Below are 13,044 nucleotides of genomic sequence, written 5' to 3' on the forward strand. Positions count from 1 at the left end.
TTCATTGTAATATAATAAATAAGTAGGTTTATTTATCTTTTTTTTAATGTTCATCCAGCGCTATATTTGCCAGCTTGTCGGATTGGGAATTCATCTCACGGCGGACATGGATCACTTTAAACGACTGGAACTGGCAGGCCAGGTCCATGATTTCCGTGTGGAGAGGCTGCAGCCCGGCGTTTTTTACACGGTACTGCCCGTTAATCTGCCGTACCGCCAGCTCCGAATCGGAAAAAATGGTTATTCTCGTGCCTCCGAGAACCTTCATCTTTTTCGCCGCAGCAATAAAAGCTTTGTATTCCGCAATGTTGTTGGTGGCTTTCCCGATGTATTCCGAATATTCTTCTATTACCACTCCGTCTTTTTCAATCGTATACCCAAAAGCCGCAGGCCCGGGATTGCCGCGTGAAGCGCCGTCTGTGTGAGCGGTCAAATCCATTCAATCCCCTTCACGCTCATCCCACACGAGGATGCGTCCGCAGTTTTCGCAAAAGAGCATGACGGCGCACCGGCGCACTTCGAGCACTTTCTGGGGCGGGAGATGCTTGAAACATCCCCGGCAGGAGAGTTTCGCTTTGTTCACTGTAGCAATCGCCAATCCTCCCCTTCCTTTCCGGAGCCGGTTATAGGTGGCCAAATGCCGCTTGTTCACCGGGGTGAGGATGGAATTACGTTTCTTTTCCAGGTGCTCGATATCCGTTTCGATGGAATTAAAACACTTCCGGAATTCCCTGATCCTTACGGTGTTTTCAGTGGTCAGCGCCTCAAGTTTTTGTTTTGTATCTTCCCGTTTCGGCTCCAATTCATCCAGTTTGCTCATGATCTCGATGTCTTCCGTTTCCAGGGCGTCGATACGGTCGCGGGCCATTACTATTTCATTCTGAACGGCGTTATATTCCTTGTTGGTCTTGGTTTCCAGAAGACGTTTATCCTTTTTGGACAGGACGTCGCGCTCAGCTTGCAGCTCCAGTTCAATTTCATGGCGATTTTTCTTTGTTTCCGCTATGAGCTTATCCAGATCGTCCAATGACTGCTTAAGATCGGCGACTTCTTTTTCCAGGAATTCTATTTGCGCAGGATAATCCTTTTTCGATTTTAAAAGATTGTCAATATCAAGATCAATTTCCTGGGCGCCCAGGAGCCTCATAAGATCTTCTTTCATGCTTTTCCTCCAGTGCACGTTATATCAGGATGTTTCCATACCTTGGTGAATTGTACTGTTTTTCCCGAATCTATGACTACTTTAGCTTTTTCCTTCAACTCACCGGCGAGATAATCCCCAATCTTCTTTAACACCGGGATTTCTGTGGCGCGGTGCGATGCATCGATGAGCATGATGAGACCGGAATTATCGAGAAAATCATGGTGTCCGAGATCGCCGGTTACAAATGCATCGGCGCCCGCATCGACTGCCTGGCCGATATAGTTTCCTCCGCTGCCGCCCAAAACCGCCACCCGTTCGATAATCTCTTTCATTCCGGGCGAAATAGTCAGGGTTTTCACCCCGAGGGAATGCGCCACATGGACGGCAAACCGTTCGCTGTCCATCGGTTCCGGAAGGTCCCCGACAGCGCCGTATCCGTGGGTAACATCAGCGTTCTTAAGCGGAATGAGATCGTATGCCATTTCCTCGTAAGGGTGCACTTTCCGGACAGCCTCGAGCACGCGAACTGCATCGGCGGAGGGGACAATCATCTCGATCCGGTCCTCGACAGCACGGGAAAGCTCGCCTGACATTCCCGCGAACGGTTTGGCGGAAGATGAGGGGGTATAGGTTCCCGTTCCTTGCGCGGTGAACGAACAGAGACGGTATTCGCCGATGATCCCTGCTCCGGCGGCCCCGGCGGCCTCACGGATACGGTCGGTATACTCCGGCGGGGCGAAGGTTACAAATTTCACCATCCCGGATTTACACGCAGACAGAAAGGAAACGGAGAGAAGCCCCAGTTTTTCCGCCAGGGCATGGCTGACACCGTTCCGTACCTGGTCAAGCGCTGTATGCGAGGCGTAGAGAGCGATATTTCCCCGTATGGCTTCACGTACGACCCGGCAGGACAACGTCTGGCCGGAAAGGCTTGAGAGAGGTTTGAATATCGGCGGGTGATGGGAGACAATCATCGAAGCCCGGATGTTTTGAGCGGTACGGATTATATCCTCGGTAACATCCAGGGCGATTAGAACTGCCGGGGTGCTGTCTTCAGTATCTCCTGTTAAGAGACCGGAGTTGTCCCAGGTTTCGGCGAGTGATTGAGGGACCCATTTTTCCATAGCCTCGACCACTTCGCCAACCTTAATCATGATAATACTCCGTGTTCACAGCTATAAAAAAAGGTGCATCATGTCTGATGCACCCTATGAGTCACAATTTTCAAGAGAGTGTATGCCGGTTTTATCTGTTCCATCGAAATATCGTTTCGCTGGCCGAAGATAAAAATCATGCACACCTCCGTTCGCACTGACTGGTGGGCGATACTGGACTCGAACCAGTGGCCTCGGCGATGTGAGCGCCGCGCTCTAACCTGCTGAGCTAATCGCCCTTTCTATTCTCGTTCGTATCGGTATACTAGCGCCAAAACTGGTGGGCCCACAAGGATTTGAACCTTGGACCAACCGGTTATGAGCCGGTGGCTCTGACCACTGAGCTATGGGCCCCTTTTCGTAAGGGCTTAATATACAAAGCTCTTGACTGAAAGGCAAGAAAGAAAACTGGCTCTCCAACTGGAGCGCTTTTTTTAAACTATTGAAAAAATTGTTTCAAATCCTTGCCTGGCCATCCCCCAGATATTTGAATCAATTTTTACTCTTTATGATGCTTATCGTTCCACGAGAATATATTTATGAAAATATTCTTGTGTTCAAGTCTACTTGAAGGACGAATCCCCCCTGTCGGACATCCCCCCTTATTAAGGGGGGAATCATGTTGGCAGGCCGCTTTTACCCCCTTAATAAGGGGGTCGCCGCTTTACGCGGCGGGGGGATTTTGTTTAAAGAGAAGATAAGTGATATGGCATGTTTATCGCCGAATAAAAAATGGGGGATGGCCAGCAAATCCTTGCCATTTGTTTTTTATTTCATATATTATCATACGTATCGAGATTACTCAAGCAGAAAGGAAGATATATACCTTTGTTATCACGGATGCTTTTTAGGAAAGCGGTAATCGCCTATTGTCTCTGTTTTTTCGCGGGAACAATAGCGCTCCCCTCGCAGGTGGCCTTTTCAGAAAAGCCCTCAAAGATACAGAAAACCGCCATTTCAGACGCCGGGATAAAACAGCTCTATGACGAAATCATCCGTGATGCTGCGGTAACCGACGGGATAGTTGGGGCAGGAATTATTCACCTCGAAACCGGCCGTGAGCTTTATTTGAATAGGAACGAGCGTTTTCCCATGGCCAGCGCGGTCAAACTTCCGGTCGCGGTGCAGCTCATGACCATGGTAGACCAGGGTATTGTCCATCTCGACAGCATGGTCACCATCCGTGAAAGCGATCTTCATCCCGGTTCCGGTCAAATCAAGAACCGTATTATGCCGGGACGCTCCCTGTCCATTCTCTATCTCCTGGATCAGATGCTGACAGTCAGCGATAACAGCGCAACCGATATAATCATCCGGATTGTTGGCGGCCCACCCGCAATCGATCGGCGGATGAACGCCATAGGCATCGAGGGCATGTCGGTAGATCGCCCGATTTACCTGGTTCTCAGCCACTGCCTGGGAATAACCTGTTTCAATGAAACCGAACCATTTTCCCTCGAGCTGTATAACAGGATGGCTACAAAGGTTACAGCGGAAGAACGCCTGAGAGCCCGCCGGAGCTACATTAACGATTCTCGGGACACTTCCTCCCCGGAGGGGATGGCAAGGCTATTGGAAAAAATCTGGTGCAGTGATATACTGAGCAGCCAGAGCTCCGAACTGATCCTGGGCATCATGGGCAATGCGCATGGCGATAAACGCATCAAGGGTCTCCTGCCGCCCGACACCAAAGTCTACCACAAGACCGGAACTATCAGGGGAGGGCTCAGCGATGTGGGGATCGTTGAACTTCCCAACAATGCCGGTCATATCGTAGTGGTGGTGTTTGTAAAAGGCGGAAAAAAGTCCATACGCGTGGCCGAAAGCGCAATGGCTCAGATCGCCAAAGACGCCTATGATTATTTTAACCGCAGGTCACAGATCGATTAGATCCTGAAACGAGTTCAGGATGACACGTGTCATGCCGAACTTGTTTCGGCATCTATCCGGACTCAGTAACCGCGCTCCCCGGCGATAGCCTGCATGCGGTAATAGTAATCCATACCTCCCTTGAGCGCCCCGTTCATGTTGATTGCGGGAATATTCCCGCCGGTGCGCTGCATGACCTGTTCGATGACCTCCATGCTCATGGTCCAGAGAATAGCGCAGTTCACCATTCCCGAAGTGGGGCAGACCTTCTGCTCGAAACCGGGAATGGCAAAAAGGCCGTAGGTGTCGGTCATCCGCCCGACATGGACCTCGGTTTCCTTAAACACGGCGCGGCCCTGGGGAATTTTGACATCCCTGGTGACCGGGCCTATGGAAGCTGCGCGCATTCCGAGTTTTTTGAAGAGGTCAAGATTTTTAAGGTCGGCTTCGTCATCGGGTTTGTAAGTCCCCATAATCACACAGTCTTTTGAACTCCCCTTGGGAGTGTTCCCATCGGAGAGGCCGTTGGCGAAAGCAAACCCGCCGCGCCGCCCGTTCGCCTCGTCGTTCATTGCCTGATGATAACGGCTGTAAAAGTATACCTTGCCGCCCGCAAGAAGGCTGTCCACCACCATTCCCGCCATCTTCCGGATGTTTCCCATCTCCATGCCGATCATCTCATACTGCATCATAATGGTGTTGAAGTAATCGTCCAGAAGCGGTTCGGCCAGGCTCACCCAGGGGGTTTTATCGGTTAGTTTCGGCTCGTCGCCTTTTACTTTGACAGGTTTCCCGTCGATAGCGAGCGCCCTGCAGGCATCGGCGAGCATCATCCACATCACCGAGCCGCTCACCGGGCCGGATTCCGGGCCGGCATAGGCCGGAGAGCCGGGAATCTTGACCGCAGCGCCGATGGTGTCGGAAGTATCCTCTATCCAAATCTTGGCGTATGGGCGAACTTTCAGCCGCTGCAGCTCCGGGGTGACTTTTTCATAACCCCTGGCGTCGCCGCCCCAGGGGCAGGGGCCGCCGATCACGAAAATATCCTTTTGGGCGATATCCGCGAAATACTCGTATGCAAACGGGAAATTGGCCAAAAGAAGATCGCCCTTCTGAGATGTCTTCGGATCGTATCCGGGGGTCAGGATTTCCGGCACTCCGTTACGGTCGGGGAAGATATCGGATTCGTTCGTATGGCCCTGGTCCCAGTAACACCAGCAGCGGTTTCCTTTTTCCACCGTGCGGGCGATAGCGTAGGCGGCTTCAAGAATGTTTTGCGACTGGTTTTCGCGGATCCAGGTGAGTTTCTCTCTCACCCGCTTCAGATATCGCATGGAAAAAGGCTCGCCCATTCCTCCCGGCGCCGGGAGCGGCCTGTTTTCCTGCGCGTAAGACCGCAGGGCCATTCCGCCCATGCTGAGCGCAGCAAGCGGGATGAGCCGGAAGGTATCACGTCGTCTCATGGTTTTCTCCTTTCAAAAGGCTTGTGAAAAAGTTGGTTTTTATTATCACTTAAATCCTGAAACGAGTTCAGGATGACGTCATGCCGAACTTGTTGCCGCTTCGCGGGAACGATGAAGCCGTTTCGGCATCTATCAATTAAACAGGGTTTTTTACAAGTCTTTTAAGCTAACGTTTTCAATACCCCCTTGACTGGCTCATGACACCGGCCTGGGCGTTATAGGAATTTGCCCACGTGAGGGCGCCGTTGAAGTTGATTCCGGGAACGTTGCCTCCGGTGCGGGAAATAATCTGCTGGACAATCTCAGCGCTTACAGTCCAAAGAATGGCTGTCACCAGTATTCCGGAGGTGGGGCAGACCTTCTGCTCGAAACCGGGCAGTGCGAAAAGACCGTACGTGTCCGTCATCCTCCCTACATGTACGTTTGCTCCGCGGGCGACGATTTTCCCTGCGGGGATTTTTGTGTCGCGGGTAATGGGTCCGATGGAGGCCACTTTCATACCCAGGTTTTTCATTGCGTCCAGGTTCTTGAGGTCAGCTTCATCATCCGGTTTGTAAGTGCCCATGATGACGCAGTCTTTGGCGGTTCCCCGGACACGGCCATCTGTGAGGCCCCGGGCAAAAGCAAATCCCCCACGGCGTCCGCTGGCTTCGTTGGCCATGGATTCGGGATAGCGGCTGTAAAAATAGACATTCCCGCCGGAGAGGAGGGTGTCGACCGCCATTCCGGCCATTTTACGGATATCTCCCATCTCCATGGCGATCATTTCAAGCTGCATCATGACGGTATCGAAGTAATCATCCATGAGCGGCTCGGTAAGGCTCGACCGGGGGACCTTCTCGGACAGTTTCGGCTCGTCGCCTTTTACTTTCACCGGTTTGCCGTCACGGGCGAGAACCCGGCAGGCATCCGCAATCATCATCCAGAAAATGGCGCCATTAAGCGGCCCGGACTCAGGGCCGAGCGGCGCCGGGGACCCGGGAACTTTCACCTGCGCCCCCAGGAAATCGACATTGGTTTCGATCCAGATATCGGCATAGGGACGGATTTTCAGTCTCTGGATATCCGGAGTGATATACTTGGCGGCGTCGGGTATATCGCCGCCCCAGGGACAGGGACCGCCCACTACAAAAAGATCCTTTTTAGCAAGATCATCCAGGTACCCGGCAGGCCAGGGGAAATTGGCCAGCACCAGGTCGCCGTCCCTGACCTGTTTGGCGTCGTAACCGGCGGTGACCAGCTCCGGTTCACCGTTACGGTCCGGGAAAATATCGGAACTGTTGGTATGGCCGAGATCCCAGCAGCACCAGCAGCGGTTTCCCTTCTCCACTGTGCGTGCGATGGCATAGGCGGCTTCCAGTATTTTGTCCGACTGGGTATCGCGCACCCGCAGCAGCATTTCCCGTACTCTTTGTGTATACATCAATGCCAGCGGGTGAACCGAACGCTCCGGGTTGAACGGCCGCTCCTGGGCGGAGGATGAGCGGGACAGGGTGCAGAAAGCGGGAAGGGTAAACGGAACGAGGCGAAACAGGTCACGGCGTTTCATGGATTCTCCTTTGAAATAAGTGCCTAAGTGCCAAAGTGACAAAGCGCCTAAGTGACAAAGTGCCTAAGTGCCTAAGTAAAATTGCTGCCCCCGGAACGGGGGAAGGTGGCGCTAAGCGCCGGAAGGGGGCGTTGAATAAATACAATCATTGACCATCCTCCGGAAACTCCAGTTTCATATTCTCCACTTTCGGAGAGGATGCCTTCGGCGCTTTTTTGAATGTCATCCCAACCTGGCGGATCGGCGGCATGTCTATTTGTTTCCCGGCAAGAAGTTCGGCGATGGTGAAAAGTTGAATCTTCGGGTATTTCCGTCCCCAGGACGCTGACTCATAGAATCCGGCAGTGACCGCTTCGGTCTTCATAGGGCCGGAGCGATCGTCCATTGAAATCAGAACGCCCATCGCGGCATTTTCACGTTCCACAACGCCGCGCAAATCCCGGACATGAGCAACGTTCGTATGCCCGGCCTTAACCGAGAGGATGACCGTTTCAAACTTCCCGGTTTCTTCGCCCTGGAAAATAATTTTGCCATCTATGCCTTTGTCTGCGCCTTTTTTCTGCTCGACCGGACGCGCTCCCACGAGTCCAAGCGCCCACCACTGAAATTGATACGGGTCAGAAGCGGCCAACTCCGCAGCATCAGGAATTGAAACCGGCTCGCCTAAAACATTATAGCGAACCGTGCCGCTAAAGGTATCCATCAACCGGGACTTTATCAGCGTTATGGCAAGGTGTGTGATGTCAATGCCAATCCAATTGCGGTTAAGCTTCTGCGCGGCGGCAATAGTGGTTCCACACCCGCAGAAGGGGTCAAGAATAACGTTGCCCTCATTCGAGGATGCCTTGATTATACGTTCGAGGAGAGCTTCTGGTTTTTGCGTCGGGTAGCCGAGACGCTCCTTGGCTGAAGCATTTATATGCGGCATTTCCCACACATCACCTATTCTGCGTCCTTCAGACAAAAAGACCTTATATGGTTCTTGCCCTTTTCGTTTTTGCCAGCGATACCATTGCCCGTCGTCACCCAATTTATAATGTGAATCAGCTTTTCCAGACTTTGCTCCATATTCCTCTCGGGGCTCATTGAAAATTCCCTGGTTATTCTTTCCATAAAACAATATCACGTCATGAAGGCGTTGAAATCGGTTGCTTTTTGCAGTATATCTTTTATAGCTCCAGATGATTTCGTTAAGAAAGTTGTCTGATCCAAGCACAGCATCCATGAGCAGTTTCAAGTAATGACTCGCTGTCGGGTCGCAATGGAGATAAATGCTCCCGGTCGGCTTCAGAACACGCCGCAATTCTATCAGGCGCGGCGCCATCATGACGAGATAAGCGAGCATGTCGCAGGGACCGAGGAAAGTGCGGAATGCCTGCATGACATCGGCAACACGACCGTCGGCGGTCACCAGGTCGGTAAAGACGGATTCATCCTCCCGATTCCATGTCCAGGTATCTTCAAAGGCGAGTATCTGTGACGCGGCCCGGCTCCCGTCCTGTTCTTTGAAAAGAATGTTGTAATTCTGATTGCTTTTGAAGGGCGGGTCAAGGTACACGAGGTCAACGGATTCGGAGTCGATGTGCTGCCGCAGAACGTCCAGGTTGTCGCCGTAATAGAGCGTGTTTCCCATTGCCACCAGCCTTTAGATCCTGAAACGAGTTCAGGATGACACGTGTCATGCCGAACTTGTTTCGGCATCTCAATAGAGTAAGGGGGTGAATTTCACTTCTTTTCCACAATTATTCCCTTGAACACCACCACATTATCGATGCACATTCTGGTCGCCCAGGTACGTATTCCGATCCAGGCGGACGAATCCATGGCAAGCGGTGTATCATCCCAGGCTTCCAGAAGAATTTCGCCGTTCATCCAATAGGTGATATGTCCCCGATTGAACTCCAGCGCGATACGGTTGGTTTTTCCGGATTTAAGCGGAGTGTAATTGGTATTCGCCAGGGCCTGCCCCCGTTTGTAAAAGGTGGTGCAGTGGTTCCAGTAGGAGCCGGTGGTAAGGGCATATCCGCTGCTGAAAAAATTTTTATCGGGAGTGGAATTGAGGAGAACCGTAATATCCCCGATCAGGTCATTCGAGGCCCAGTTCGTCGCCTCGAACTCGATACGAACGGGGTCATAACGGCATGGGGCCAGGAGAATGGCGCGGTTACGGTCTCCTTCCACCGCCCAGAGTTTGCCGTTATGGATTATCCATTTTCCTTCGACGATCCGGTACTGCTCCAGATCGCCTGGGTCATCGAACGTCGTAGATACCGCTTTTTCCCATGAAATAATCTGGGCGCGGATTGTCCGGCTGAGCGTTATATATTTCTCCATATCTGCGGTTCCAGTCGATTGCAGCGAGGAACATCCAAAAAAAATGAGAATCACAGGGATAAAAAAGATAAACGGAATAGCGGTTCTTAGCAATACCGGTTTACCATTTCCGGCATGAACCTTGGGTTCCTGTATCAACATCTCTCTACCCCTTTACCGAGCATGAGCAAAAGGCCGAAAATAATCAAAGGTATGCCGAGTGGAGCTGCGAGCATTGTTATCGTAAGAAAAAGTCCCGACAAATAAAATAGGGAGTTTCAGTACAGGGTCAAAGACTTTTTAGCGTATCCTTCGTATGACTATAATAAGCAGAACGGTCACTATGGCGACGTTCAGGTGAAGGAACCGCACAACATCCTCAGCCTCAGCCGGGAAGATGAATTTTTTTCAAGAGCCAGGCGATATTATCCGCAAAAGTGCGAATGGTGCGGATGCCCTCTTCATCTTTCAAAACCTCACCCTTTTCACGCCCGAATGCAATATTCCAGTAACTGCTCCCCGGCACGATCATTCCGTTGATCATGAACCACATGAGGAGCTGGGCAAAGGTGAAATTCTGCCCGATCCTTCTGGCCACCGCCACCGCACCGCCCACCTTCCGGCTGAAACGGTGGCCGTGATGCCGCGAAACAAATCCCGCCCGATCCAGGAGAGCCATCAGCTCCGGAGTGGCGGATCCAAAATACACCGGAGAGCCAACAATAAAACCGTCAGCATCAACCATATTCTTGTAAATGGGATCGAAATCATCTTTGAGAATGCAGCGCTCTTCGTTGCTGCAGGCCATGCAGGCGGTACAGGGGAGAATGGATTTTCCGGCGAGTGAAATGAATTCGGTTTCAATTCCCCGCTCACTGATCACATCCAGCGCCACCTTGAGGAGAGTCTCCGTATTGCCGCCGGCCCGCGGACTACCGGATATGGCGATTATTTTCATAAAATCTCCTTAAAAAAATTTCTCTCGCAAAGTTCGCAAATAAAAAATATTTAGACATGATTAACAGGATTAGAATAAAAAATAATTTAATCTTGTAAATCTTGTAAATCATGTCAAATATTTCTCTCTCCAAGTTCGCAAAGAAAAAATACTTTTGACAGGATTAACAGGATTGACAGGATTAGAAAAAAAAAAGAAAAATTTAATCTTGTAAATCTTGTAAATCATGTCAAAGATTTATCTCATATTTCATCATCCTGTCCACTACTTCCATCGTTTCCTGTGCGGCTTTTTCCCATGTGAAACTCCCGGCCCAGGCAAGGGCATTTTGGGTGAGCATACTCCGCAGAGAGTCGTTGCTGAGAATTTGAACGAGTCTATCTGCAAGCGCCGTATGATCGCCATAGGGGAAGAGAAGCCCGGTCTCGCCGTTTTTTACCGAATCCCGCAGGCCATCCACATCGGAAGCCGCCGCCACAGTGCCGCAGGCATTGGCCTCTATATTGGTAAGGCCCCAGCCCTCGCGCGGCGAAGGATTCACTATCACATGGCTGCGGCGCATCCAATCCACCTTTTCCTCGGTGGATACAAAGCCGGTAAACAGCACCCTTTCCGCCACACCCAGGCTTTTGGCAAGCTGTTTCAGCTCATCGATGTTGTCTCCCGAACCCACAATAACCAGCCGTGCGGACGGTATCTTTGCAGCCACCTCAGGCAAAGACCGTATGATCACATCCACGCTCTTGTAGCGTTTGATCCTTCCGACATACAGGATTGTCGGCTGGCCGAATTTGGTCACCGCAGGATCAAAATTGTAGGTAGAGTGATCCATGCCGCAGTGAACGACCCTTATGCATTCCGGCCTGATCCCGCGCCGTGCGATGTCGCGGCCTGTGCTTTCGGAAATGACCTCGAACATTGCGTTCCTGTATACACGGGGAATGGGAAACTCCATCATGTAAACATAGGAGGCGATAACAGAATTTGTCTCCTTGTATACCGCCCTGCCGAAAAGATGGGGAATGACTGCAAGGATGGGTTTTTTAAGATAGAGGGGGGTGAAAAGCGGGACCTTGTTGATGTCGTCCACCACCAGGTCGAAATTTTCCGCCCGGTCAAGCTTCATGAGGAGTCCGGGCGCGGCGAAATTGTATGTTTCACGGGCGCCGGTGCGGATTATCCGCATGCCCTTGTATTCGTCGGTCCGGCTTCCCCCGGGAAAACCAGACACCACAAGCGTCACCTCGTCTCCGCGCTCCACAAACCGTGAAAATATCTCGGTAATATGCACCTCGGCGCCGCCCGCCTGGGGATTCGCCATATCCATCCAGTTGACTAATAATATCTTCATGAATGATCTCGCGCAAAGACTGAAAAGAAAAATTCAAATACTAAATAAAATAGTATACGGGCATGAGGTTGAAAAAAAAAGGAGAAAATACTATCCGGGAAGGATAAAACACTTGACAGTGAGATGAATTATGGTATTTTGATACAGATATATTGGATTTAAAACCAAAGTTATTTTCTATGCGATTCGATAGAAATAATTGATAAATTGGATGTTATGAAGAAAACTACAGAATAACTTGTTAGGTTTCCGTACTGGGCATGGAAGGGGAAGGTATGAGTGAAGAGAATAGTTTAGCTACAAGAAAATGCCCATTTTGCGCAGAGGAGATTTTATCCGATGCGGTGAAATGTAAGCACTGTGGAGAATGGTTAGATAAACAGCCAATTGGGCCACAAAAAACTTTGGGAAGAATAGAGCGACACTCAAATGCCCAAGCCCCATGGCGGCTCGTTCTTTTATCAATAATCAGCTTTACAATCTATGAGATTTATTGGTTTTATCGAAACTGGAAGCATTTAAAAATTCAAAAACGATTGGAAATTAGCCCAGGCTGGAGAACAGTTGGATTGTGTATCCCGATATACCATATTTTCATCATATACGAACAATTCAGAGATATTCGAGATTCTGCCAAGCAAGCAGGTTGCGAGACTTTTTCTTCTCCTGGGTGGATCACTTTTGGTTTTATATTCTTGAGTGGTATATCTTTAAGGCTTTCACTCTATCAATGGAAATTGACTGACCCCGGAGAGGTTTTAGCCATTACTGTTCTCAGCCTTTTTATCGATCTATTAGCAGTATGGATACTTGTAGTAGTGCAAAAAACTCTCAATCGTTTTTGGGCAAAAGAACAGCCTGACCATGAAATGAGATCAAAATTCTCTGGGAAGGAGATTGCATTGATAGTGGTTGGTGTCATCGTTTGGATTTTAGGCATAATTGGTACTTTTGTGCCTGAATGACATGTGAAAAATATATAAGAAATAAAAGGCATAACAATGCGCTCCACCTGACCGCTTTTCCGCTGCGCTCCATAGCAGGTGAACTTGGTCGTTATCCATCCTAGTTGAAAGACTTGGCTCTTCATGAACAGTTTCAAAACAGATGTTTCAAAACCTCAGCCAGATGATACACCAGAAATTCTATACAAGTATCGCTATTTTGATTCTGAGGGGCATCATTTAAAGTTGATTGAGAATGCTCAACTATGGTTCACATCTGCTCGCGCCTTCAATGATCC

The 13,044-nt window shown here is 50.3% G+C and carries 12 protein-coding genes and 2 tRNA genes; 3 read left to right on the forward strand and 11 right to left on the reverse strand.

Annotated elements, in window-relative coordinates:
* Positions 1 to 43: 43 nt before the first annotated feature.
* From Q8O92_13945 to Q8O92_13965, 5 genes are all read right to left on the reverse strand, one after another.
* Complete coding sequence (locus Q8O92_13945; protein MDP2984417.1) at positions 44 to 439, reverse strand: ribonuclease HI family protein; 396 nt, start codon at positions 437 to 439, stop codon at positions 44 to 46.
* Positions 440 to 1,162, reverse strand: coding sequence for a C4-type zinc ribbon domain-containing protein (locus Q8O92_13950; protein ID MDP2984418.1), 723 nt, complete (start codon positions 1,160 to 1,162; stop codon positions 440 to 442).
* Complete coding sequence (locus tag Q8O92_13955) at positions 1,159 to 2,298, reverse strand: Nif3-like dinuclear metal center hexameric protein (GenBank protein MDP2984419.1); 1,140 nt, start codon at positions 2,296 to 2,298, stop codon at positions 1,159 to 1,161. The genes Q8O92_13950 and Q8O92_13955 overlap by 4 nt, the downstream gene beginning before the upstream one ends.
* A 162-nt stretch (positions 2,299 to 2,460) precedes the next feature.
* Positions 2,461 to 2,537 (reverse strand) — tRNA-Val (locus tag Q8O92_13960).
* 39 nt (positions 2,538 to 2,576) lie between these two features.
* Positions 2,577 to 2,652, reverse strand: a tRNA-Ile gene (locus tag Q8O92_13965).
* Positions 2,653 to 2,917: 265 nt separating this feature from the next.
* On the opposite strand from Q8O92_13965, the gene Q8O92_13970 reads away from it, so the two are divergent.
* Positions 2,918 to 3,160, forward strand: coding sequence for a hypothetical protein (locus tag Q8O92_13970; GenBank protein MDP2984420.1), 243 nt, complete (start codon positions 2,918 to 2,920; stop codon positions 3,158 to 3,160).
* Complete coding sequence (locus Q8O92_13975) at positions 3,127 to 4,188, forward strand: serine hydrolase (protein ID MDP2984421.1); 1,062 nt, start codon at positions 3,127 to 3,129, stop codon at positions 4,186 to 4,188. Before Q8O92_13970 ends, Q8O92_13975 begins: the two co-directional genes overlap by 34 nt.
* Before the next feature lie 62 nt (positions 4,189 to 4,250).
* Here the strand turns inward: Q8O92_13975 and Q8O92_13980 are convergent, their stop codons facing one another.
* The 6 genes from Q8O92_13980 to Q8O92_14005 all read right to left on the reverse strand — a co-directional run bounded on the left by Q8O92_13980 (position 4,251) and on the right by Q8O92_14005 (position 11,801).
* The gene (locus tag Q8O92_13980; protein MDP2984422.1) at positions 4,251 to 5,630 is read right to left on the reverse strand and encodes a hypothetical protein; all 1,380 of its coding nucleotides are present in this window, start codon (positions 5,628 to 5,630) and stop codon (positions 4,251 to 4,253) included.
* Positions 5,631 to 5,805: 175 nt separating this feature from the next.
* Entirely contained in the window at positions 5,806 to 7,179 is a 1,374-nt protein-coding gene (locus Q8O92_13985) for a hypothetical protein (GenBank protein MDP2984423.1), read from the reverse strand.
* Between the two features lie 145 nt (positions 7,180 to 7,324).
* Positions 7,325 to 8,812, reverse strand: coding sequence for a DNA methyltransferase (locus tag Q8O92_13990; GenBank protein ID MDP2984424.1), 1,488 nt, complete (start codon positions 8,810 to 8,812; stop codon positions 7,325 to 7,327).
* 92 nt (positions 8,813 to 8,904) lie between these two features.
* Positions 8,905 to 9,654 carry a hypothetical protein gene (locus Q8O92_13995; protein MDP2984425.1) on the reverse strand — a complete coding sequence of 250 codons (750 nt, stop codon included), beginning with the start codon at positions 9,652 to 9,654 and terminating at the stop codon, positions 8,905 to 8,907.
* A gap of 223 nt (positions 9,655 to 9,877) precedes the next feature.
* A complete protein-coding gene (locus tag Q8O92_14000) occupies positions 9,878 to 10,450 on the reverse strand; it encodes a flavodoxin family protein (protein MDP2984426.1) in 573 nt (190 codons plus the stop codon).
* Between the two features lie 229 nt (positions 10,451 to 10,679).
* Positions 10,680 to 11,801, reverse strand: coding sequence for a glycosyltransferase family 4 protein (locus tag Q8O92_14005; protein ID MDP2984427.1), 1,122 nt, complete (start codon positions 11,799 to 11,801; stop codon positions 10,680 to 10,682).
* A 275-nt stretch (positions 11,802 to 12,076) separates the two neighbouring features.
* On the opposite strand from Q8O92_14005, the gene Q8O92_14010 reads away from it, so the two are divergent.
* Positions 12,077 to 12,766 carry a hypothetical protein gene (locus Q8O92_14010; protein ID MDP2984428.1) on the forward strand — a complete coding sequence of 230 codons (690 nt, stop codon included), beginning with the start codon at positions 12,077 to 12,079 and terminating at the stop codon, positions 12,764 to 12,766.
* The last annotated feature ends 278 nt before the right edge of the window (positions 12,767 to 13,044 follow it).

Source organism: Candidatus Latescibacter sp. (genome assembly GCA_030692375.1).
In the GTDB taxonomy this organism is placed as follows: Bacteria; Latescibacterota; Latescibacteria; order Latescibacterales; family Latescibacteraceae; genus JAUYCD01.